Source organism: Methyloversatilis sp. NSM2, from assembly GCF_038066675.1.
Classification (GTDB): Bacteria; Pseudomonadota; Gammaproteobacteria; order Burkholderiales; family Rhodocyclaceae; genus Methyloversatilis; species Methyloversatilis discipulorum_A.
The window spans coordinates 175,259-199,082 of the sequence record NZ_JBBUKV010000004.1 but is presented as its reverse complement, the minus strand read 5'-3'; the positions used below and the strand labels follow the sequence as shown (position 1 = coordinate 199,082).

The window sequence follows — 23,824 nt, the reverse complement described above, 5'->3', positions numbered from 1 at the left end:
GGCATCAGCCTTCGTGCACTACGCTGGCGGGCGGCGCGGTGGCGGCGACGATGGCCTTCACCGGAAGATGATCGGACGCCACCCGCGCCAGTGGCGAGCGGTGCGTGGAAAAGGCCAGCAGCGTGTGGCGTGGCCGCACCCACACGCGGTCCAGCGCGAACACCGGCAGGCCGGACGGAAACGAGCGCTCGGCCGGCGAGTGGCCGAGCATGCCGTGCAGCCAGCGCAGCGGCCGGCCGAGCGGCAGCCACTCGTTGATGTCGCCGAGCACGATCACCTTGCGGTCGGCCGGCAGGTCGTGCAGCAGCTGCAGCATGCGCCGGACCTGGTAGCGGCGTTCGGCCGGGCGCAGCCCGAGGTGGGTGACGATGACGCGCACGCATTCGTCCTCGACCTGCAGGTCGACGGCCAGCGCACCGCGCGCCTCGCGCCGGCCGTAGCTGAGGTCGTAGCGCTGCACTGCCAGCACCGGCCGGCGTGTCAGCAGCGCGTTTCCGAAGCTGCCTTCGTGGCGGATGATGGTGTGGCCGGCATGTGCCTCCATGCCGGTCGCCCGCGCCAGATAGTCGAGCTGCATCGATTCGTGGTGGCCGTCGGCGAGGTTATCGACCTCCTGCAGCCCTACCGCGTCGCAACCCAGTTCGAGAATGACCTGGGCGACGCGCCAGGGGTCGGCGCGGCCGTCGCGGCCGACGCAACGGTGAATGTTGTAGGAGGCGATGCGCAGGCAGTCCTGCCCGAGCGTGTTGTCCAGATTGCGCCAGTCGACGAGGCCCGGGGTGCGCGTCGCCATCAGCTCCTCTCCGCCGCCTGTCCGGCCCCGTCGCGGTGTTCCTTGACCAGCCAGCGGCGCACGAACAGCGACAGCAGCACGATGCCGAGCGCAGCGGTCAGCAGCAGGCCATAGTCGAGGCGGCCGGGGTCGTCGAGCGCGGCTTCCAGCTGGTCGCCGAACACGGTGGTGGCCAGCGTTCCCGGCAACATGCCGAACAGGGTGCCGAGCAGGAAGGGCGCCAGCCGTATGCCGATGGCGGCCGCCACCACCCCTTCGATGGCGAACGGGGCGATCGGCAACAGCCGCAGCGCCGTGATGGCCAGCAGGCCGCGCCGGCGCAGCGTTTCGGCGATGCGTGGCAGGCGAGGGCCGGCAATGCGGTGCACCGTTGCCTCGGGCAGCAGCAGGCCGACCGCATAGGTCGCGAAGGCGGCGATCAGGATGCCGGACAGCGCGAACACGAAGCCCTTTTCCGGGCCGAAGGCGATCACCGCCGCCAGCGTGATCAGCGGTCGCGGAAACATCAGCAGACAGGCTGGCGTGTAGGCCAGCAGGATGAGCATGGGCGCCCAGCTGCTGTCGGCCATCGCGCGCGCCCAGCCGGTCACCCGTTCGGCATCGGCGACCTCGGTCAGCGGCGTGTAGCGCCACACCAGTGCCAGACCGAGCAACAGCAGCATGACGGCGCCAGGCAGCGCCACCCGCGCGATGGCCGCGCGCGACCAGCGACGCCGTCCGCTGGCGGGCGGCCGCGAAGGCGTGGCCTCGCCCTCATCGTCCGATGTGACCGGCGTGCCCAGCTGCAGCTCGGGACTGAAGGCTTCTACCAGCCCGTCGAACGTGATCGGCTGCTGCGGGTCGCCGACGCGAGCCAGTTCGATCACGGCCTCCGGCCAGTCGGGCTGGCGGTTCAGCGGCAGCAGCGTGCGCGTCCCACCCGACAGCGCCTCGATGGCCGGGCCGAGCGCGCCGTGCGTTTCGAACGCGGCGACGACCGCCGCGACCTCGACGTCGAGGTGTTCGGCCAGCAGGCGATGGCGTACGTCGCGGATGTAGGCCTGTACCCGCGCGTCGCCGCGCGCCTCGATCACCGCGTCGCATTCGCTGTCCATGCCCATCGAACGGTTGCTCAGATTGGCGGAGCCGACACGCAGCATGTCGTCGTCGACGATCATCAGCTTGGAGTGCAGGTCTATGCATACCTTGTCCGCCAGCCCGTCGATGTGCGGATAGAGGATGCGGAAGCGGCCGTGCCGGTCGGCGGCGCTCAGGCGCTCGACCAGACGGGTGCGCAACACGTGCATCGTGTGTTCCTCCAGCCAGCCGTGGCTGAACAGGCGGACCACGACGATCACCTCCGGCCCGTCCGGCTCGGCCAGCCGCGCCGCCAGTGCCTCGCCGACACTGCCTGCGGTGAAGTACTGGCTCTCGATGTAGATGCGTTCGCGCGCGCTGGCGATCATGTCGAGGAAGAGCTGCTCGACCTCGTTGACCGGCGGCGCGTCCGCCTGCGGCGGCAGGGTGCGCGCCAGCGCCACGTCGATGCCGGTCAGTTCGGGCTGAATGGCATCCGGCCACGGATCGCCGACGTCCTTCGCTTCCGGGATGCGGTGGCCGGTGGCGGCGAGCCAGCGCTCGCGTGCCACCTCGCCGATCGCGCGCGCGGCGTCACCGTCGAACATCAGCATCAGGTCGTGAAATGGCGGATAGGCCTTGTCGGCGCATTCGCGGCGCCTGTCGTCCGGACGGTGGGCGGACGTGTCCCAGCGGCGTACGGTCAGATCGAAGCCGCCGACGAAGGCGAGCGCGTCATCGATGACGACGATCTTCTGGTGGTGCGAGGCGCTGACCGGATGCGTGTTGTCGTAGCAGAAGTGCACGCGCCGGTGCGGCTTCCAGCCGAGCCCGAGACGGGGCGGCAGCTCGCGGTCGGTGCCGAACACCATCGGATAGTCCCAGTCGAGGATGCGCACCATCAGGCGGTGTCGCCGTCGTGCCAGCCAGTTCAGGAATTCGCCCAGCCGCGCTGGCGGCGCGCCCGGCACCGGCGGGTCGAAATGCAGCCGCGTGCGGCTGTCGAAGTCCCAGGCGAGGATGGTGATCGAACGCTGCGCCCGCTCGGCCGCCTGCATGAAGGTGCGGAAATAGTCTTCGCCGTCTATCAGCAGCGCCAGGCGGTCGGCGCGGCCGCGCGCGAAGCAGTTGCGACCGGGCACGCAGACGCTGTCCGTGCCCGGGGGCGGCGACGAGGCGTCGTCCGACGGCGTGTCGTCGTGCGGGCGCAGCGGAGTGGTCAGGAAGGGGCGCTCGGAGTTCACGGCTGACGATGGAGTGGAGTCGCCCAGCCTCAGCAATCGACATGCCGGGCCGGCCGTACCGCCCGGCGGGCGCTCCGGGAGCGCCGATTGCAGGCGCCGAAGGTTCGCCTAACGTGTGCGGGGCCCCGCGATGAAGAAGAACCTGGATATCGTGATCGTCACCGATACCTATCCGCCGGAGGTCAATGGCGTCGCGCTGTCCATCGTCCGCGTCGTGCGGCACCTGCGCAGTGCCCGCCATCGGGTCCGCCTGGTCCGCCCGCGGCAGCAGGACGAGGCCGCCAACGAGGGCGACCTGCTGGTGCGCGGCCTGCCGCTGCCGCGCTATCCGGGCCTGCGCTTCGGACTGCCGGCCTGGCGCCGGCTGTTGCGCGCGTGGCGGGAGGAGCGGCCGGATGTCGTGCACATCGTGACCGAAGGCCCGCTCGGCTGGTCGGCCCTGCTGGCTGCCCGTCAGCTCGGCGTGCCGGTCACCAGCGATTACCGCACCCACTTTGACGCCTACAGCAGCCATTACGGTCTGGGCATGCTGTCGGCCGCGGTGCGGGCGGTGCTGCGCGCCTTCCACAATCGCACCGACCTGACCTTCGTACCGACCGCGGCGCTTGAAATGCAGATGAAGCGCCAGGGCTACCGGCGCCTGGTCCGCGTGGAACGGGGCGTCGATACGCGGCTGTTCAACCCGCAGAGGCGCAGCCTCGAACTGCGCACCAGCTGGGGCGTGAAGCCGCACGATCCGGTCTTTCTGTACGTCGGCCGGCTGGCCCCGGAAAAGAATCTGGAACTGGTGCGCGCCGCCTTCGACACCATCCGCAGTGAGCAACCGGATGCGCGCCTCCTGTGGGTGGGCGACGGTCCGGCGCGACGACGCATGGACGACGGGCGACCGGGTGAAATTTTTACCGGTGTGCTGCACGGAAGTGAACTTGCGGCGCACTACGCGTCGGCCGACATCTTCCTCTTCCCCAGCGTCAGCGAAACCTTCGGCAACGTGCTGCTGGAGGCGATGGCCAGCGGACTGGCCATCGTCGCCTTCGATCTGGCCGCCGCGCGCGAGCACATGACCGACGGCGTGGACGCCAGTCTGCTCGTGCCAGCCTGCGACGGCGATGAACTGCGCGCCGCCGCAAGCTTCATCCACGCCGCCCGCCGGCTGGCCCGGCAGCCCGATCGCCGCCGCCACCTTGGCCGCGCGGCGCGTGAAACAGCGGAGGGCCTGACCTGGCCGGTGGTGCTCAACCGTTTCGAGGCGCATCTGCATGCCTGCGCCGCGCAACCGAAAGCCGCGCTCGGTGTGGCGGCCGCCCACTGAAGGGCCGCATCCGGTTGCGGCCTTCGATGCCAGCTGCGTGCAGCGGCTCAATCGGCTGCTCGACCATCGACCCTGCCTGATCGCAGCGCGGGCGATCAGCCGGCTCGGCGATGGCGAGGCCTGGCTGCTGCTGATCGCTCTGCTCGCACTGCTGCCGGGCGATGCCGGGATGCGCTGCGCGCTGCACCTGCTTGCCGTCGGTGCAGCCGGTCTGCTGGTCTACGGCCTGGTCAAGCGGCGGACGGCGCGTCGCCGCCCCTGTGTGTCGCTGCACGGTCTGCACCTGTGCATGTCGCCGCTCGACGAGTTCAGTTTTCCGTCCGGGCATACGCTGCACGCGACGTCGTTCGCGCTCGTCGCGCTGCTCCACCTGCCGCCGCTCGGGCTCGGGCTGCTCGCCTTCGCTGTGCTGACCGCACTGGTGCGCGTCATGCTCGGGCTGCATTACCCGAGCGACGTCGTGGCAGGCGCGGTGATCGGTGCCGCGCTCGCCGTCATGTCGCTATGGCTGCTGCCCGGCTGATCAGCGCCGTCGCGTCGCCGTTCTGTTCTCCGCTGTCCGCAGCGCAGGTGCCGCGCGCGGGCGCGCCGCCTGCAGCGGTCCGAGCAGCTGTTCGAGCGTGCTCGCGTAGTCCTGCAGCGTCATCGCCAGCCGGGTGCGGAGCAGCGTGTCGAGCAGACGCTGCGCCTGGCCGAGCACCGCCGGGTACTGTGCGTCGGCCGGGTGCAGCGCGAGCTGCACGGGTTGCGCAGCCGGCAGCCGGCGCTGGCCCTGCCAGACCAGCGACGCAGTCCGGCGCAGCGCGCTGCGTGTGCTGTAGGTGATCACCGGCATGCGGATGGCAAGGTCGGGCTGCAACAGGTGGAAGTGCGTTGCGGTGGTCGTGTAGCGGAAGGGTGTCACGCGGAGCGCGCGCCAGGCGCCCGGCCCGAGCAGCCAGGCCGGAGCGACGAAGCCGTCCACCGGCCAGTTGCGCTGCTCGAACCACTGGCGGCCCGCCATCAGGCGGGCGTGCGCGGGCGCAGCGCTCAGCGTGGCGAATTCGCCTTCGTCGGCGGTGAGCACCCGCCTGCGCCACCACTCCAGCGGATTGCGCGGCGGCGGACCTTCGTCGAGATGCACGTGGCCGTGCAGCACCAGTTCGTGCCCGGCCGCGCGGCAGGACTCGATGGCCTCGCGATAGGCGGGCGGCGTGTCGTCGCCCTGGCCGTGGTAGTCGGGCACCAGCAGCAGGCTCACGTGCAGCGGAGCGACCTCGCCGACGGTTTCGAGCAGGCGCTTGCATTGCGGCCAGGTGGACGGCGCGACGTCGTGAATGGACACGCACAGTACCGGGGGCGACAGGTCGGGCAGCATGATGGCTGATTTGCTAACCATGGTGATCGGGTCCGTGGCAGGCGGCGTAGTAGGTGCGGCCGAGCGTCGGCAGCACGTAGCACCAGTCGTGGCGCTCTGCGCGCAGGCGTGCCGCGCTGCCCAGCGCCGTGCGATCGCGCGCGAGCACCGCCCGTACGCCGTCGGCCATCGCCGCGGCGAAGCGCTCGGTGCCACGCTGCGGACTGCCGGCATCGGTCCGTGCCCCCACTGCGGCGTCCACCAGTTCCGCCTGTCCGCCGGTGCCGGCGACCACCGCGGGCACGCCGCAGGCCATCGCCTCCAGCGTCGCCAGACCGAAGGTTTCCTGGTCGCCGGCATGGACGAAGACGTCGCAGGCGGCGACCAGCGCAGCGAGCTTGCGCGGGTCCGACTGGAAGGGCAGCGCGCGCACCGCCCGATGGTGTGGCGGCGTGCCGTCGCCGATCAGCAGCAGCACGTGGCCGTCGCCGAGCAGGTCGAGCATGCGGTAGAGCACCGGCAGGTTCTTTTCCGGGCCGAAGCGGCCGAAATAGACGAGCAGGCGGTCGCCGGCAGCGAGGCCCAGCGCACGGCGCAGGCCCTGGTGAGCGCGGCAGGGGTGGAAGGCGCGGCTGTCCACACCCAGCGGCTGGTGCTGCACATGCTGCACGCCCATGCCGCCGAGCCGCTCGGTCATGCAGCGGCTCGGCGCGAGTACCAGATCGAAGCGCGCATACAGCCGGCGCATATAGGCTTCGGCGGCACGTTCGACCCCGGCGCCGGCCAGCCGCCCGAGCATGCGCGGCAGGTCGGAATGACAGAAGCCGATCACCGGTACGCCCAGCGCCTGCCCGGCGTCGACGGCCGCCCACGCGAAGTGGTAGGGGTCGGCTGCTTCGATCAGATTCGGTCGCAGCGCCTTCAGTGCGCCGAGGGCGGCGCGCGTATTCAGCGGCACGCGGTAGCCGCGCGAGAACGGCAGCGGCAGGCTGGGCACCTCGATCAGCCCGTCCGCCTGCCGTGCCGCCGGCCCTTGCGCGTAGCGCGGCAGCACGAGCGTGTGGCGGAACTGCTGCTGCGTCCGCAGCCAGCGCCGCTTCTCGCCCAGATAGCGGCGCACGCCGCCGCTGTGACTGGCGTACAGCATGGTGAGGTCACAGACGTGCAGCGGAGCCGTTCCGGCGCACGCGCTGCTCACGTCTGTCCCGGCTGCACGTGCTCGATCGGCTCGCGCGGGTCGAAGTCCACCCACTCGCCGTCGGCCCAGCGGCCTTCGGTGCGGTGCACCTCGCGCGCGCCACCTTCGTGCAGCAGCGCGATCGCTTCGTCCGCCGCGCCAGGCCGGTCCACATTGAGCGCAATCATCGGCCCGCCCTGCGGTTCGGCCGGATGTTCAACCGAGGCTTCTTCCGGGTCCGGCGCCTGCATGCCGCGCAGCGCGCCGACCAGTGCGCCGAGGTAGGCACCGACACCGGCGCCCGCCAGCGCGCCGACCGGGCCGCCTACGCTGCCGATGGCAAAACCGGTGGCGCTGCCCGCCGCGACGCCGGCGCCGCCGCCGACCAGGGCGCCGACGGCGGCGGTGCGGCCGGCACCGGAAGCGCCCTCGTCGCTGACGGCGTCGCCGCCCAGCCAGTAGAGCCCGCGCTGACCGGGCGGGTTCAGGAAGTAGGTGGCGTAGTCGTCGGCGCCGAAGCCGCGCGCCGGCAGCGTATCGACGACGGCCTGCAGCTGTTCGACCGAGTTGAAGTGTGCAGCGATGATCTGTGTCATGGGTGTCTCTCCTGTGGCTGAGGTTGGAGGGCGGCGCCGCTCAGGCGGCCCGCGGATGCTCGGCCGCGTGGGCGGCGCGCCGCAGTTCCACGCTCGGAATGCGCATCAGCGAGCGGTACTTGGTCACCGTGCGCCGTGCAAGCTGCAGGCCCTGGCCCGACAGCAGATGGGCGAGGCGCGCGTCCGACAGCGGCGCGGCCGGGTCTTCGGCGGCGATCAGTTCCCTGATCAGCGCGCGGATGGCGGTCGGCGAATAGGCGCCGCCGTCGTCCGCCGACAGCTGGCGCGAGAAGAAGTGCTTGAACTCGAACAGCCCCTGCGGCGTCGCCATGTACTTGCCATTGGTGACCCGGCAGACGGTGGACTCGTGCAAGCCCAGTTCCACCGCGATGTCCTTCAGCGCCAGCGGCTTCATCGCCGCGTCGCCGTAGCTGAAGAACACCCGCTGATGCTCGACGATGGCCGACGCGACCCGCTGTATCGTCGAGAAGCGCTGTTCGACGTTGCGCATCAGCCAGCGCGCTTCCTGCAGCAGGCGCGAGAACGAGCGCTCTCCCGGTTCGCGCCCGCCGGCCAGTTCCGCGTAGGCGCGGTTGATGCGCAGCCGCGGCTGTACCGCCGGGTTCAGCGTCGCCTGCCAGCGCCCGCGACGGCAGGTGACGATGACGTCCGGCACGATGTAGCGGGTATCGTCCGGACCGAAGCTGCGCCCGGGGCGCGGGTCCAGCGTGCGGATCAGCATGCGGGCGCCGTGCAGCCGGCTTTCGTTCCAGTCCAGCTGCTGCTGGATGCGGGTGAATTCGCGCGCCGCCAGCAGATCGAAGTGGTCGCGCACGAGCAGCAGTGCGTCGGCGCGCCCCTGGGCCTCCTCGGGTAGTGCGTTGAGCTGCAGCAGCAGGCATTCGCGCAGCGATCGTGCGCCGATGCCCACCGGTTCGAGCTGCTGCACCAGGCGCAGTGCGGCCAGCAGTTCCTGCGGCGCGACCTCGTGCTCGGGCGCGATCAGCGCCGCCAGTTCGTCCAGCGGCGTTTCGAGATACCCGGCATCGGTCAGCTCGTCGATGATCAGATCGGCGAGCGCGCGGTCGCGATCGCTCATCGACGACAGCTGCAGCTGCGCCCGCAGATGATCGCGCAGCCCGGTCGGCGCTTCCGCCCATTCCGTCCAGTCGGTTTCGTCGTCGTCGCGCGAACCGGCCGTGGTGCTGCCGTACGCGCCGTCGAACTGGACCGCCGGCTCCTCGGCGTCGTCGCGCCGGTCGGCGGCAGGCGCGTTGTCCGGCCCGTCGTCCGGCGTGGCGGAGGCGTTCGGTACGGCGCCGGTCACGGTCGGTGCTGCGGTGTCCTCTTCGAGAAAGGGGTTGCTGCCAAGAGCCTGTTCGACTTCCTGCGTGAATTCCAGCGATGACAGCTGCAGCAGGCGAAGCGCTTGCTGCAGCTGCGGCGTGATGGCGATGTGCTGCCGGAGTCTGAGTTCCATGCCAAGGCTCATTCGGTGTCCTTTCGGTTTCGGGTGTCGTTGTGCTCGGTGGCGGGCCGTTGGATCAGGACACCTACCTGCAAGAGATATGCCATCGACAGAATTACGGCTGCATGGGCGATGCCCGTCGGACGGCGTGGGCGAGGCCGGAAGTATTTACATCCGGACAGTAAGAATTGCGTGCGTTTTGCATGCCGGGCGAGGCCGATGTGGCGTCCCGACGCCTTCGCAGCGCACCCCGCGGGCGGCGGCCGCGACCCGCGCTTCCGCGCTGCAGATAGGTCCGTACCACGGTGGCGATCGCTGTTCCGGCATCGGTTTGGGGACCCCCGGGCAAGGCGGGCACGGAAACTGCAGATAGGGGGCCGGCAGCCGTCATGCGCTACGCCGCCGCATCCATTCCCGTGGTCGGCCCGGGCCGCGCCGCCACCGTTCCGAAGGAGGTACCGATGAACACCCCTGCATCCACAACGAATGTCCGCACGACGACATTGATTGCCGCGATTGCACTCGCCGGCGTACTGACTGCGTGCGAACGCACGCCCGAGCCGCCGGCGTCGGCGCCGGCCGATACATCGCGCGCCGAGGGCAACGCTCCGCCGACCGGCCTCGGCCCGGGCAGCGACGCGTCGCCGCCGCCGTCGAGTGCGGCGCAGACCGCTGCGCCCAGTCCGGAGGACAACAGCTTCGTCACGGCAGCGGCGGCTGGCGGGCGTGCCGAGGCGGAAGCCGGACGGCTGATGGCGGGTCGGGCCGCCGATCCGCAGGTGCGCGCCTTCGCCGAGATGCTGGACAAGGAACACACGGCGGCCAATACCGAGCTCGAACGCATCGCCGGTGCCAACGGCATCCCGCTGCCGCAGGGCATGGCGCCGGCCTCGCGCGAGCACATCGAGGAACTGAAGACGCTGACCGGCGCCGAGGCCGACGCCGCCTTCCTGCGCCATTTCGGCACCGCCGCGCACGAGGACACGATCGCCCTGTTCGAACGCCAGGCGAAGTCGGGACAGGTTCCCGAACTGCGCAGCTTCGCCGCCGACACGGCGCCCAAGTTGCGCGAGCACCTGCGCCTGGCACGCCAGCTCGAAGAGCGGCTGGCGACCGATGGAGGTACCCGCTGAGTGGACGTCGCAAGCGACTTCCTGCTGCGTCACCCGTGGCTCGGCCTGCTTGTTCAGTGCGGGCTGGCGGTGCTGATCGGCCTCGCGCTGCATGCGGTGATCGACCGCATCGCGCGCCGGCTGGCCGCGCGCTATGACATCGCCGAACGCATTGTCGTGCGTACGCGCGGTCCGGCGCTGCTGCTGCTGCCGCTGCTGTTCGTCCACCTGTCGCTGGCGGACGCGACCATTCCGGTCGGGCTGCTGACCGGCCTGCGTCATCTGCTGTCGATTGCCATCGTGCTGGTGGTCACCCTGTTCGCGGTGCGTGTCATCAGTGCGATTGCCGACGTGATCGAAAGCCGGCATCCGGTGAGCGATGTCGACAATCTTCACGCACGCAGTGTGCAGACCCAGGTGCGGGTGCTCGCCCGCACGGCGATGTTCATCGTCGGCCTGCTCGGCGTCGGCTCCGTGCTGATGACCTTTCCGAACGTGCGCCAGATCGGCGCAAGCCTGCTGGCGTCGGCCGGTCTGGCCGGCATCATCGCCGGCCTGGCCGCCCGGCCGGTACTTGGCAATCTCATTGCCGGGTTGCAGATCGCGCTTACCCAGCCCATCCGTGTCGATGACGTTGTGATCGTCGAGAACGAGTGGGGGCGCATCGAGGAAATCACCGCCACCTATGTCGTGGTGCGCATCTGGGACCAGCGGCGCCTGGTGGTGCCGCTCGAACATTTCATCCTGAACCCCTTCCAGAACTGGACGCGCACCACCTCCGATCTGCTCGGCGCGGTCTATCTTTGGGTCGATTACCGCGTACCGGTCGAGCCGCTGCGCGAACGGCTGCGCGAAATCCTCGATGCCTCGAGCGAATGGGATCGCCGGGTCTGCGCGCTGCAGGTGACGGACATGACGGATCGCGCGATGCAGCTGCGCTGCCTGATGAGCACGCAGAACGCCGGCGCAGCGTGGGATCTGCGCTGCAAGGTGCGCGAGCAGATGGTGGCCTATCTGCAGAAGGTGTCGCCCGAATGGCTGCCGCAGATCCGCACGCGCCTGCTCGACGGCGCGCGCAACGACGACGATGCGTCGGCCGGTCCGTCGCGGCCGCGCATGGACGCTTACTCGGAGGCACCGGCGCCATGAGGACCTTTCTGTGCGGCCGATGCAGCAGTCCGGTGTTCTTCGAGAACACCGCCTGCGTGCGCTGCGGCGTGATGCTGGGCTTCGTGCCTGGGGAGCTGGACATGGCCGCCTTCGAGACGGGTCCCGACGGACGCTGGATGCGCCAGGGCGGCGGGGCGGGGGAGGGCAGCCGCTGGAAGCCCTGCCGCAACTACAGTGAGCGCCAGCGCTGCAACTGGATGATTCCGGCCGACGAAGACGCCGATTTCTGCCTCAGCTGCCGGCACAGCGAAGCCACCGAGGCGACCGCCGATCCGGCCTGCGACGAACTGGTGCGTCGGCTGGAGGCGGCCAAGCGTCGGCTGTTCCACTCGCTGCTGCGTCTGGGGCTGCCGGTACTCGATCAGCCGGGGCGGCGCGAGCCGCTGTTCCGCTTCCTGTCGCGCAAGCACATCGGCGGCGCGGTGACCACCGGCTATGCCGACGGCGTCATCACGGTGGACGTGATGGAAGCCAACGACGCCTGCCGTGAAGCGCGCCGGATCGGGCTGGGCGAGCCCTACCGCACGCTGCTCGGTCATTTCCGCCACGAGATCGGGCACTACTACTGGGACCGCATCCTGTCGGGCGGACCGCGCCTGAACGACTTCCGCGCGCTGTTCGGCGACGAGCGCCGCGACTATGCCGAGGCGCTGCGTGATCACTACGACGAAGGACCGGCGCCGGACTGGAGCGAGCGCTACATCAGCGCCTACGCGTCGGTGCACCCGTGGGAGGACTGGGCCGAATCGTTCGCCCATTACCTGCACGTGTCGGACGCGCTCGACACCGCGGCGCACTGGGGTTTTTCGCTGCGGCCCGGCGTGGTAACCGGCGGCTGCGTGGAGGCGGCCGCGTGCAGCGACGAGCGGCCCTTCCGCGACGTGCTGGTCGAGCACTGGCTGCCGCTGTCGCAGTTCCTGAACAGCATGGGGCGCAGCCTCGGACACGGCGACGCCTACCCCTTCATCGCGGCGTCGCCGGTGCTCGACAAGCTGTGTTTCGTGCACGACTTCGTCTGCGCGGCGGTGCAGCAGCCGGACGCGGTGCGGAGGTGCGCATGAGCCGCGCCGACCTTGTCCGCTTTCCGCTGCTCGAGGCCGGGCAGCCCTATCCGCTGGGTGCGACGGTGACCGAGGAGGGCATCAACTTCGCGGTTTTCTCGGCGCACGCGACGCGTGTCGACCTGTGCATCTTCGACGAGGCGGGCCGCATCGAGGTGGCCCGGCGCGAACTGCCCGAGTTCACCGACGAGGTGTGGCACGGCTTCCTGCCCGGCGCGAAGGCGGGCCTCGTCTATGGCTACCGCGTCCATGGTCCGTGGCAGCCGGAGGAGGGCCACCGCTTCAATCCGCACAAGCTTCTGCTCGATCCGTATGCGCGCGAGTGGGTCGGCCAGCTGCGCTGGTCGCCGGTGCTGTTCGCCGGCGACGCGGCGCCGAGCGGCGCGCTGCTCGGCGTGGACAAGCGCGACAGCGCGTCCTACATGCCGAAGGCGCGCGTGGTGGCCGACCTGCCGCCGCTGTCGCAGCCGAGACCGGCCGTTCCGTGGGACCGCAGCGTCATCTACGAATGCCACGTGCGCGGCATGACGCGCCAGCATCCGCAGGTGCCCGGCCGCCTGCGCGGCACCTTCGCCGGGCTGGCGCACGACGCGGTGATCGCTCACCTGGTGTCGCTCGGCGTGACGGTGGTCGAACTGCTGCCGGTGCATGCCTTCGTCGACGACGCGCAGCTGACCGACCGCGGCCTGCGCAACTACTGGGGCTACAACACGCTCGGCTTCTTCGCGCTGGAACAGCGCTACCTCGGTGCCGGCGGTATCGGCGAGTTCCGCGCGATGGCGGAGCGGCTGCACGAGGCGGGCATCGAACTGATTCTCGACGTCGTCTACAACCACACGGCCGAGGGCAACGAAATGGGCCCGACACTGAGTTTCAAGGGGTTGGACAACGCCTGCTGGTATCGCCTGAATCCGGAGAACCGGCGCCACTACATCAACGATACCGGTACCGGCAACACGCTCAATCTGAGCCATCCGCGCGTGCTGCAGATGGTGATGGACAGCCTGCGCTACTGGGTCGTGCAGATGGGCGTCGACGGCTTCCGCTTCGATCTGGCGACCATACTCGGGCGCGAGGCCAGCGGCTTCGACCAGGGCTGCGGCTTCTTCGACGCGATGGCGCAGGACCCGGTGCTGCAGCACATCAAGCTGATCGCGGAACCGTGGGACTGTGGCCCCGGCGGCTACCAGCCGGGCAACTTTCCGCCGCGCTGGGCGGAGTGGAACGACGCCTTCCGCGACACGGTTCGCTCGTTCTGGCGCGGCGACGAGATGCAGGCGGCCGCGCTCGCCACGCGGCTGACCGGCTCGGCCGATCGCTTCGACCAGCGCGGGCGGCGTCCGTGGGCCAGCGTCAACTTCGTCACCGCGCACGACGGCTTCACGCTGCACGACCTGGTGTCGTACAACCATAAGCGCAACGACGCCAACGGCGAGGACAACCGCGACGGCCACGACGACAACCGGTCGTGGAACTGCGGCGCCGAAGGACCGACCGACGACAGCCGCGTGCTGACGCTGCGCGAGCGGCAGAAGCGCAACATGCTGGCCACGCTGCTGCTGTCGCAGGGTACGCCGATGCTGCTTGCCGGCGACGAGTTCGGGCGCAGCCAGCAGGGCAACAACAACGCCTACTGTCAGGACAACGAACTGAGCTGGCTCAACTGGACCGGGCTGGACGATCCGGCGGGCGAGCAGCTCAGCGCCTTCGTGTGCCGCCTGCTGAAGCTGCGCGCCGCGCTGCCGGCGCTGCGCATGGCGCGCTTTGCCACCGGCGGCGATCCGGAGAGCACCTTCCGCGACGTCGTCTGGCTTCGCTCGGACGGCGAGGAAATGCAGGCAGGCGACTGGAACGACGCGCAGATGCGCTGCTTCGGCATGCGCGTCGACGGCCGTGCGCTACGTCTGCACGAACCCGACCCGGCGACCGAAACGCTGATCGAGCTGGTGGTCAATGCCTCGCCCGAGGTCGTCGGCTGGACGCTGGACGACGGCGACAGCGAATACCCCTGGCGGCGCCTCATCGACACGTCGAGCGGATACGTCGCCGCGGTCGAGCGTAACAACGGTCGCGTGCTCATCGCCGGGCGCTCGCTGCAGCTGTTCGCCACCGGCCTGACCGCCGGCGGCGAGGAAATGCTCGCGGCGCTGCAACGCGCGCTCGACGGGGTCGATGCCTCGGAGGCGGTGTCATGAACGCCGTCATCCGCACCGCAACGCTGCAGAACCGCTACCTGCGCCGGCTGCGCAGGGGCGACGGCTTTGTCTACGTGACGACGGCCGGACGCCCCTATGTCGACCGCGAAGGTCTGGCGCGCATCGCCGCGCTGGCGATTCCGCCCGCCTATACCGACGTCTATGTCAGTCCGGACCCGGACGCGGAACTGCAGGCTTTCGGGCGCGACGCGCGCGGGCGGCTGCAGTACCGCTATCACCCCGACTTCGTCCATCGCAACGCGCTGCGCAAGTGGCGCCGCCTGTCGCGCTTCGCCGACGCCCTGCCGCAGATGCTGGCGACGGCAGGTGCCGACCTTAGGCGCAGCGGTCTGCCGCGGCGCAAGGTGCTGGCGCTGATGACGCGGCTGCTGCACGCGGTGTACTTCAGGGTCGGTGACGAGAGCTATACGCGGGCGCACCGCAGCTACGGCCTGACCACGCTGTGCAAGCGCCACGTCGCCATCGAGGGCACGCAGGCGGTGTTCCGCTACCGCGGCAAGCATGGCGTGATGCAGGAACAGGTGGTACGCGACCGTGGCGCCGTGGCCGTGCTCGGCCGTCTGCTCGAACTGCCGGGCAAGACGCTGTTCCAGTACGAGGAAGGCGGCCTGCGCCGGCCGGTGCGGGCGGCGGAACTGAACGCCTACATCCACGAAACGATAGGGTCCTTCTCCAGCAAGGATTTCCGCACCTGGGGCGGCACGCTCAAGGCCGCCGAATTCCTGACGCGGCAGGGGCCGCTGGACGACGCCCAGGCGGCACCGCGCGTGCTGCTGCGCTGTGTGCGTTCGGTCGCCGCCAGCCTGGGCAACACCGCGCCGGTCACCCGGGCGAGCTACATCTGCCCAGTCATCTTCGATCTATATCTGTCCGGCATCGTGCTCGAGGACTACGCGTCCGACGAGCCTGAGGACGGACTGTCGCGCAGCGAGGCAGCGCTGCGCCGGATGCTGGCCAGCGCGCCGGCCCGCCGTGCGGTGCGCTCGTCGCCGCCCGGCGCCCGGCGCGAGCAGTCCGGCGAGGCACGCCATCTGGCGCGTGTTCCGTCGAAAAGTGCGCAATCCGATCGCCCGGTCGCGGATGCGAACTCACGTGGAGGTGAATCATGATTTCCGGGAAATCCATTCTTGCATTCGTGATGGCGGGCGGCGAAGGTGGCCGTCTCCATCCGCTGACGGCCGAGCGCTCCAAGCCCTCGGTCCCCTTCAACGGACGGCACCGCATCGTCGATTTCGTGCTGTCCAACCTGGTCAATTCCGGCATCAACTCGATCTACCTGCTGGTGCAGTACAAGTCGCAGTCGCTGATCGAGCACATCCGGCGAACCTGGGTCATGAGTCCGCTGTTCCCGAACCAGTTCATCACCGTCGTGCCACCGCAGATGCTGCACGGACCGGAGTGGTTCCAGGGAACGGCCGATTCGGTCTACCAGAACCTGCACCTGCTCGATCGCGTGCGGCCCGATCTGGTGCTGGTGTTCGGGGCCGACCACATCTACCGGATGGATATCCGCCAGATGGCGCGTCATCACCTCGAAACCGGCGCCGACGCGACCGTGGCGGCCTTGCCGGTACCGGTCGAGAACTCGGCCTCGTTCGGCATCATCCGCACCGATTCCACCGGCCGCATCCGCGACTTCCAGGAAAAGCCGGCGACGGCCGAGTCGATGCCGGGACGCAAGGGCTATGCCTTCGCGTCGATGGGCAACTACATCTTCAATACCGAGGCGCTGGTCGAGGCGCTGACGCGCGCCCACTCCAAGGGTGGGCACGACTTCGGCAAGAACCTGCTGCCGGCGATGGCAGAAACGCACCGGCTGATGGCCTACGACTTCTCGACCAATGTGGTGCCCGGGCTGCGCGACTGCGAGGAGGTCGGCTACTGGCGCGACGTCGGCACCATCGACGCCTACTACGACGCGCACTTCGACACGCTGGGCGAGGACCCGCGCTTCTGCATGTTCAATTCGCGCTGGCCCATCTTTGCCGCGCCCGATCAGACCGAGGCGGCGCAGGTGATCGACGGCCACCTGCGCACGGCGTCGATCGCCGCCGGTGTGCTGATACGGCGTGCCGTCATCCAGCGCTCGATGCTGCGCCGGGACGTCGTGGTGGAGGAGGACGCCGAGGTGTCCGACTCCATCGTGATGGACCGCACCGTGATCGGACGCGGCGCGAAGATCCGGCGCGCCATCATCGACCAGAACAACTTCGTGCCGCCCGGCATGCGCATCGGCTTCGACGAGGCGGAGGACCGCGCCCGTTTCCACGTCAGTGAACGCGGCATCGTCGTCGTCGGGAAAGGACAGCTGACGCCATGACGGAACTGCGCAGCGCCGGGCCCGGGGTCAGCAGCGTGGAGACGCTTTCGTTCATTCATCGCATGCCCTTCGGACCGTGTCCGGCGAACGGCATCGACGACAGCCAGGGTTACCTGTTCAGGCTGTACGCGCCGGCGGCCGGCCAGGTCGAGGTGCTGCTCGCCACCGCTGACGGACACGAGGACGCACATCCGTGCCGGCGTACCGACGACGGCTGGTGGACGCGCACCGTGCCGTACGCCCGCACCGGTGATCGCTACCGCTACCGGGTGGACGGCACCGAGGTGCCGGACCCGGCGTCGCGGGCCAATCCGGACGACGTCGGCGGACCCTGCCAGCTGGTGGACCCGGCGCGCTTCGAGTGGCGGCCTGCCGAAGCGCAGTGGCAGGGGCGACCGTGGTGCGAAGCGGTGATCTACGAACTTCACGTCGGCACGTTTACGCCGGAAGGCACATACGCCGCCGCCGAGGCGCGTCTCGAAGAACTGGCGGCGCTCGGCATCACGGCAGTCGAACTGATGCCGCTGGCCGAATTTCCGGGTGCACGCGGCTGGGGCTACGACGGCGTGCTGCCGTTCGCGCCCGAGTCGTCCTACGGCACGCCGGACGATCTGAAGCGCTTCGTGCAGAGCGCGCACCGGCTCGGGCTGATGGTGCTGCTCGATGTCGTCTACAACCATTTCGGCCCCGAAGGCAATTACCTGCATCTGTACGCGCCGTCCTTCTTCACCGCGCAGCACCAGACACCGTGGGGTGCCGCCATCGACTACGAGGGCGAGGCCCAGGTGCGCGAGTTCTTCATCCACAACGCGCTCTACTGGCTGCAGGAGTTCCGCTTCGACGGCCTGCGACTGGACGCCGTGCATGCCATCATCGACGGGTCGAGCACGCATTTCCTCGAAGAGCTGTCGCGACGGGTGCGCCGTGAACTTGCCGACCGGCGCATCCACCTCGTACTCGAAAATCCGCTCAACGGCGCGCAGCGGCTTGCCGGAGAAGCCGACCCGGGGCGCTACGAAGCGCAGTGGAACGACGATTTCCACCACGCGGCCCACGTCATCCTGACCGGCGAGACCGACGGCTACTACGGCGACTTCGCCAGCGCGCCGGTGCACCACCTCGCGCGCTGCCTGCTGCAGGGCTTCGCCTACCAGGGCGAACATTCCGCCTTCCACGGCGGGCCACGCGGCGAGCCCAGCTGCACGCTGCCGCCGACCGCCTTCGTCTGCTTCCTGCAGAACCACGACCAGATCGGCAACCGCGCGCTGGGCGAGCGGCTGGCCGCCATGGTGCCGACGCACCGGCTGCGCGTGCTGGTCGCGGTGCTGCTGCTGTCGCCGTCGCCGCCGCTCATCTTCATGGGCGAGGAGAGCGGCGCCACCAGCCCCTTCATGTATTTCTGCGACTTTGAAGGCGAGCTCGCGCGCAAGGTGAAGGAGGGCCGGCGCAACGAATTCGCCGCCTTCGCCTGGCCCGACGGGCCGCGTACCGTTCCCGATCCCTGCGATCCGGAAACCTTCTCCCTCAGCAGGCTGGACTGGCGCCAGCGGGAAGAGGCGGTCGGCCGGCAGTGGCTCGCCTTCTATCAGGCAATGCTGACGCTGCGCCGCGAACGGGTGGTGCCTTGCGTTCCGCTGCTGCAGACCGGACGCTGCAGCAGCATGCTGTTCGGCGACACCGCGTTCGAGATCCGCTGGTCGGGCGAAGGCGTTTCGCTCGTCATGCAGGCCAATCTGGGCGATGCGCCGGAGGCGGTACCCGACGTACCGGGGGCGCAGCCCTTCGCCGCCGTCGGCGGCGGTGGCGATGGCGAACCCGGTCTGCCGCCCTGGTCGATGCGGATGTTCGTGCTGCATAACGGGGCGACGCAATGAGCGGAGCTTTCGCTGCGCTGTGCAGCCGGCTCGGCATCGCGCCGGATTTCGAGGACGCCTGGGGACGCCGCTTCGAGGTGCCGGAGGAGAGCCGCCTGGCGCTGGCGGCAGCACTCGGACATCCGCTGGCCGGCGGTGACCCCGATCGCGCTGCCGTCGCCGCCCTGGCTGCGCTGGACGATGCCGACGCCGCCCGCGTGCTGCCGCCGGTCATCGTGCTGTCGCTGGGCGAAGGGCCGCTTACGCTGACGCTGCAATCGGAAGAGGCGGTGCGCGCCGGCGTGCTGCATTGGCGGCTGGTGCTCGAACAGGGCGGCGAACGGCGCGGGCGCACCGCGCTCGGGCGTACCGAGGACGGCCGCACCGCCACCGTGGCGCTGGACTCCTCGTTACCCGCCGGCTGGCACCGGCTGTCCCTCTATCTGCCGGGCGCGACGCCGCGCCTGCTGGTCGAAAGCACGCTGGCGCTGTGTCCGGCCGCCTGCATGCGTCTGCCGCGCGAAGGCGAGGGCGCGCGGCTGTGGGGGCCGGCGGTGCAGGTGTATGCGCTGCGTTCGCCGCACAGCTGGGGCATGGGCGACTTCGGCGATCTGCGCCGGCTGATCGACCTCGCCGCCGACGCCGGCGCCCACTTCGTCGGCGTCAATCCGCTGCACGCGCTGTTCCCGCACGACCCCGAGCGGGCGAGCCCGTACAGCCCGTCGAACCGCGAATGGCTCAATGTGCTGTACATCGACATCGAGGCGACGCGCGACTTCGGCGAGTGCGGCGCGGCGCAGGCGCGCGTCGCCGATCCGGCGTTCGCGGCACGGCTCGACGCGCTGCGCGCGACCGAGCTGATCGACTACCGCGGCGTGGCGGCCGCCAAGCTCGAGGTGCTCGAACTGCTGTACACGCACTTCCGGCACGAACATCTGGACCGTGGCACGCAGCGCGCCGGCCTGTTTCGCGACTTCCAGCGCGAGGGCGGACGCAGCCTGCGCCTGCATGCGCTGTTCGACGCGCTGCAGGCGCACTTTCACGCCGTCGATTCCGCGGTCTGGGGGTGGACGCTGTGGCCCGAGCCCTACCGCGATGTCGACGGCGAAGCGGTGCGCGCCTTCATGCTCGAGAACGAGGAGCGCATCGAGTACTTCGAGTACCTGCAATGGCAGGCCGAGGCACAGCTCGCGACGGTGGCGCGCCGGGCGCGTGCGCGCGGCATGCGCATGGGGCTGTATCGCGACCTCGCGGTGGGCGTCAATGAAGGCGGTTCGGAAACGTGGATACGGCCACATCTGCACGCGGCCGGCGCACACGCCGGCGCGCCGCCGGACGAACTGAATCCGGCCGGCCAGGACTGGGGGTTCCCGCCGCTCATTCCGCAGCGGCTGCAGCAGGACCCCTCGTCCTTCCGTGCCGTGCTGGCGGCCAATATGCGGCACGCCGGCGCACTGCGCATCGACCACGTGATGAGCCTGATGCGGCTGTTCTGGCTGCCTTCGGGCGGCACGGCACGCATCGGCGCCTACGTCGGCTATCCGATGGACGAGCTGTTCAGGCTGCTGTGCCTGGAAAGCGTGCGCAACGAGTGCATCGTCATCGGAGAGGATCTGGGCATCGTACCGCCGCAGGTGCGGGCAGCGATGGATCGCTACGGGCTGCTGTCCTACCGGCCGCTGTACTTCGAAAGCCGCGACGGCGTGTTCCAGCCGGCGCGCAACTGGCCGGCCGACGCATTGGCGGTGGTCGGCACGCACGACCTGCCGACGCTGAGCGGCTACTGGAGCGCGCTCGACCTGCAGCAACGCGATGCGCTCGGCCTGTATTCGGACCCGGCGCTGCGCGAACGCCAGGCGGCGCAGCGCGAAAGCGACCGCGGCGCATTGCTCGACGTACTCGAGGCGGAAGGCCTGCGCCTGCCGGAGGACGCGGCATCGGCGACGCATGCGGCCGACCCGGCGCTGATGCTCGCCATCTACCGCTACCTCGCACGCACGCCGGCGGCCATGGTGGCAGTGCAGCTGGAGGACGTGCTGGGGCAGGCCGAGTCGGTGAACCTGCCTGGCACCAGTGAGGAGCGCTGGCCGAACTGGCGGCGCAAGCTGGACTGCGATCTGGCCGACATCGGCGCCGATGAGCGCTGGTTCGCGCTGGCCGCGGTGATGAATGCCGAACGGCCGGCGTCGGCGCTGCCGCTGTCCGGCGGCCCGCCCGACTTCCAGCCGCGCGAGGCCGATGTGCCGCGGGCGACCTACCGTCTGCAGTTCCACGGCGGCTTCGGCTTCGCGCAGGCGGAAGCGGCCTTGTCCTATCTGTCCGACCTCGGCATCAGCCACATCTATGCCTCGCCCTATCTGAAGGCGCGGCCCGGCAGCAGTCACGGCTACGACATCGTCGACCACGGCAGCCTCAACCCCGAAATCGGCGACGAACAGCAGTTCGACCGCTACTGCGCGCGGCTGGCCGAGTACGGCCTGGGTCAGCTGGTCGACGTCGTGCCCAATCACGTCGGCGTGCTCGGCGGCAGCAACGACTGGTGGCTGGACGTGCTCGAGAACGGCGCCGCGTCGCCATTCGCCCGCCATTTCGACATCGACTGGAATCCGCCCCTGCCGGAACTGCAGGGCAAGGTGCTGCTGCCGGTGCTCGGCGACCAGTACGGCAGGATACTGGAGGCCGGCGAACTGCAGCTCGCGTTCGACGAGGCGAGCGGCGCCTTCTGCGTGCGCTACCACGAGCACGCCTTCCCGGTCGATCCGTCCGACTACCCGGCAATACTCGAGGCCGGCGTCGACGACGATGACGACGACTGCGGCGTCGAGCTCGAAACGCTGATTGTCGCGCTGGCCCATCTTCCGGCGCGCGACGTCGAGTCGAGCGGGCTGCGCGACGAACGCCTGCGCAACGCGGCGCTGTTCAAGCGCCATCTGGCGGCGCTGCACGCACGACTGCCGGCGGTCCGTGCGCGGGTTGAGAGCGGCGTCGCGGCGTTCAACGGCACCCCGGGCGAGCCGTCCAGCTTCGACCGGCTGGACGCGCTGCTGTCGCGCCAGGCCTACCGGCTGGCGTCATGGCGGGTGGCCGCCGACGACATCAACTACCGCCGCTTCTTCGACGTCAATGATCTGGCCGCGCTGCGCATGGAGGAGCCGGCCGTGTTCGACGCGACGCACGCGCAGGTCTTCCGCTGGGTGGCGCAGGGCAGGGTGACCGGCATGCGCATCGATCATCCCGACGGGCTGTCCGATCCGGCCGGCTACTTCGTCCGGCTGCAGAAGCAGTACGCCGAAGCGCGCCGCCGCGCCGACCCGGGCGCGAGCGAGCCGACGCTCTACCTCGTGGTCGAGAAGATACTGGCCGAATTTGAACCGCTGCCGGCCGACTGGCCGGTGCATGGCGGTACCGGTTACCGCTTCGCCTGCCTGTCGCACAGCCTGATGGTGGACGCCGCGCAGGAGGCGCGCTTCACCCGCGTCTATCGCGCGTTCACCGGCGAGGTACGCGACTTCAGCACGATGCTGCGCGACGCCAAGCATCTGATCATGACCCACTCGCTGTCGGGCGAACTGGGGCGTCTTGCCGCGCAGCTGCACGCGATCGCGCAGTGCGACCGGCGCACGCGCGACTTCACGCGCAGCCGGCTGCGCAGTGCGCTGAGCGAGATCATCGCCGCCTTTCCGGCCTATCGCAGCTATATCGGTCCGGCCGGTCATTCGCAGCACGATCGCCGCCTGGTCGAGCGCGCCGTGGCCGAGGCGGCGGCGCTCGGACTGGCCGGCGACGCCAGCGTGCTGCGCTTCGTGCGCGACGTGCTGCTCGGTGCGCCGACCGAACCCGACCCGTCGCTGCGCGCGCTCAAGCTCACCTTCGCCTGCCGCTTCCAGCAGTTCACCGCGCCGGTGATGGCCAAGGCGATGGAGGACACCGCCTTCTACCGCTATAACCGGCTGGTGTCGCTGAACGACGTCGGCGGCGACCCGCGCACCTTCGGCATCGGCATCGACGACTTCCACGGCGCCAACGAGCGCATCGCGTGCACGCATCCGTTCGGCCTGCTCGCCTCGTCGACGCACGACAGCAAGCGCTCGGAGGACGTGCGGGCGCGCATCGACGTGCTGTCCGAAATGCCCGGCCCGTGGCGTTTCGCGCTGCGGCGCTGGCGCGGCATCAACCAGCGGCGCAAGACCCGCCTGGGCGACGGACTGGCGCCGTCGGCCGACGACGAATACCTGCTCTACCAGACCCTGGTCGGCGTGTGGCCCTTCGACGCCCCCGGCGACGACGCGCCGCCGCTGCGCGAGCGCGTCGAGGCCTACATGATCAAGGCGGCGCGCGAAGCGAAGAGGCACACCAGCTGGATGAATCCGGACCCCGCCTACGAAACCGCGCTGGCCGACTTCGTGCGCCGTCTGCTGGCGGGCGACGCGGCGCGCAACGCCTTCCTCGCCGATTTCCTGCCGCTGCAGCGCGCGGTGGCATTGTTCGGCGGCTACAACAGCCTGTCGCTGCTGCTGCTCAAGCTGACCGCGCCCGGCGTGCCCGACACCTACCAGGGCTGCGACACCTGGTGCTTCACGCTGGTCGATCCGGACAACCGGCGGCCGGTGGACTTCGACCGCCGCAGCCGCATGCTGGCGGACCTCAGGGCGCGCTGGCCGGACGGCGCCGACGCCGAGGGCCTGCGCGAAATGGTGGCCAAGATGGCTGACGGCCGGATCAAGCTCTATCTGCTGTGGCGCGCGCTGCAGATCCGTCGCCGCTTCGAGCGCACGCTGCGCGAGGGGCGCTACATGCCGCTGGAGGTCGAAGGCCCGGTGGCTCATCACGTGATCGCGTACGCGCGCGTGCTCGGGCAGCGGGTGATCATCACGATAGCGTCGCGGCTGCTGTTCGGTCTCACCGGCGGCGACCCGCAGCGCGTCTGCGAACGCGAACTGTGGGCGAACACACGGGTGGTGCTGCCGGCCTGCAGTCCGCAACGCTGGCGGGAGGCCTTCGGCGGTACCGTCGTCGGCACCGACGGCCGGGCGGGGCGTATCGACGTCGGCCCGCTGTTCGCCGCCTTGCCGCTTGCGTTGCTAGTGCCGCAGGGCCTGGAAGAATGACC

Annotated in this window: 16 protein-coding genes; 10 read left to right on the top strand and 6 right to left on the bottom strand. The window is 69.9% G+C overall.

Features of this window, described 5'->3' with window-relative positions:
• Window positions 1-4 precede the first annotated feature (4 nt).
• Entirely contained in the window at window positions 5-793 is a 789-nt protein-coding gene (locus WJU27_RS08590) for an endonuclease/exonuclease/phosphatase family protein (RefSeq protein ID WP_341421840.1), read from the bottom strand.
• Window positions 793-3,093, bottom strand: a complete 2,301-nt coding sequence (locus WJU27_RS08585; RefSeq protein WP_341421839.1) for a VTT domain-containing protein — start codon at window positions 3,091-3,093, stop codon at window positions 793-795. Before WJU27_RS08585 ends, WJU27_RS08590 begins: the two co-directional genes overlap by 1 nt.
• Window positions 3,094-3,223: 130 nt before the next feature.
• Here WJU27_RS08585 and WJU27_RS08580 point away from each other — a divergent pair, with 130 nt between their 5' ends.
• Entirely contained in the window at window positions 3,224-4,405 is a 1,182-nt protein-coding gene (locus WJU27_RS08580; RefSeq protein WP_341421838.1) for a glycosyltransferase family 4 protein, read from the top strand.
• On the top strand, window positions 4,353-4,928 hold the full coding sequence (locus WJU27_RS08575) for a phosphatase PAP2 family protein (RefSeq protein WP_341421837.1): 576 nt from the start codon (window positions 4,353-4,355) through the stop codon (window positions 4,926-4,928). The genes WJU27_RS08580 and WJU27_RS08575 overlap by 53 nt, the downstream gene beginning before the upstream one ends.
• Here the strand turns inward: WJU27_RS08575 and WJU27_RS08570 are convergent, their stop codons facing one another.
• From WJU27_RS08570 to WJU27_RS08555, 4 genes are read right to left on the bottom strand one after another with little or no spacing between them, the layout of a single operon-like run.
• Entirely contained in the window at window positions 4,929-5,783 is an 855-nt protein-coding gene (locus tag WJU27_RS08570; RefSeq protein WP_341421836.1) for a polysaccharide deacetylase family protein, read from the bottom strand.
• Complete coding sequence (locus WJU27_RS08565; RefSeq protein ID WP_341421835.1) at window positions 5,776-6,888, bottom strand: glycosyltransferase; 1,113 nt, start codon at window positions 6,886-6,888, stop codon at window positions 5,776-5,778. Before WJU27_RS08565 ends, WJU27_RS08570 begins: the two co-directional genes overlap by 8 nt.
• 47 nt (window positions 6,889-6,935) lie before the next feature.
• On the bottom strand, window positions 6,936-7,514 hold the full coding sequence (locus tag WJU27_RS08560) for a hypothetical protein (protein ID WP_304003040.1): 579 nt from the start codon (window positions 7,512-7,514) through the stop codon (window positions 6,936-6,938).
• 40 nt (window positions 7,515-7,554) lie between these two features.
• Window positions 7,555-8,994 (bottom strand): RNA polymerase factor sigma-54, encoded by a 1,440-nt coding sequence (locus tag WJU27_RS08555; RefSeq protein ID WP_341421834.1) that lies wholly within the window; start codon window positions 8,992-8,994, stop codon window positions 7,555-7,557.
• A gap of 449 nt (window positions 8,995-9,443) precedes the next feature.
• On the opposite strand from WJU27_RS08555, the gene WJU27_RS08550 reads away from it, so the two are divergent.
• The 8 genes from WJU27_RS08550 to WJU27_RS08515 are packed head-to-tail and all read left to right on the top strand — an operon-like array spanning window position 9,444 to window position 23,822.
• Complete coding sequence (locus tag WJU27_RS08550) at window positions 9,444-10,115, top strand: DUF4142 domain-containing protein (protein WP_341421833.1); 672 nt, start codon at window positions 9,444-9,446, stop codon at window positions 10,113-10,115.
• The gene (locus tag WJU27_RS08545; protein WP_341421832.1) at window positions 10,116-11,243 is read left to right on the top strand and encodes a mechanosensitive ion channel family protein; all 1,128 of its coding nucleotides are present in this window, start codon (window positions 10,116-10,118) and stop codon (window positions 11,241-11,243) included.
• A complete protein-coding gene (locus tag WJU27_RS08540; RefSeq protein WP_341421831.1) occupies window positions 11,240-12,325 on the top strand; it encodes a zinc-binding metallopeptidase family protein in 1,086 nt (361 codons plus the stop codon). Before WJU27_RS08545 ends, WJU27_RS08540 begins: the two co-directional genes overlap by 4 nt.
• Window positions 12,322-14,520 carry a glycogen debranching protein GlgX gene (gene glgX, locus WJU27_RS08535; RefSeq protein ID WP_341421830.1) on the top strand — a complete coding sequence of 733 codons (2,199 nt, stop codon included), beginning with the start codon at window positions 12,322-12,324 and terminating at the stop codon, window positions 14,518-14,520. The genes WJU27_RS08540 and glgX overlap by 4 nt, the downstream gene beginning before the upstream one ends.
• Entirely contained in the window at window positions 14,517-15,650 is a 1,134-nt protein-coding gene (locus tag WJU27_RS08530; RefSeq protein ID WP_341421829.1) for a DNA topoisomerase IB, read from the top strand. The genes glgX and WJU27_RS08530 overlap by 4 nt, the downstream gene beginning before the upstream one ends.
• Window positions 15,647-16,861: a glucose-1-phosphate adenylyltransferase gene (locus WJU27_RS08525; protein WP_341421828.1), complete on the top strand. Its 1,215-nt coding sequence runs from the start codon at window positions 15,647-15,649 to the stop codon at window positions 16,859-16,861. The genes WJU27_RS08530 and WJU27_RS08525 overlap by 4 nt, the downstream gene beginning before the upstream one ends.
• The gene (gene treZ, locus WJU27_RS08520; protein ID WP_341421827.1) at window positions 16,858-18,735 is read left to right on the top strand and encodes a malto-oligosyltrehalose trehalohydrolase; all 1,878 of its coding nucleotides are present in this window, start codon (window positions 16,858-16,860) and stop codon (window positions 18,733-18,735) included. The genes WJU27_RS08525 and treZ overlap by 4 nt, the downstream gene beginning before the upstream one ends.
• Window positions 18,732-23,822 carry a malto-oligosyltrehalose synthase gene (locus WJU27_RS08515; RefSeq protein WP_341421826.1) on the top strand — a complete coding sequence of 1,697 codons (5,091 nt, stop codon included), beginning with the start codon at window positions 18,732-18,734 and terminating at the stop codon, window positions 23,820-23,822. The genes treZ and WJU27_RS08515 overlap by 4 nt, the downstream gene beginning before the upstream one ends.
• The last annotated feature ends 2 nt before the right edge of the window (window positions 23,823-23,824 follow it).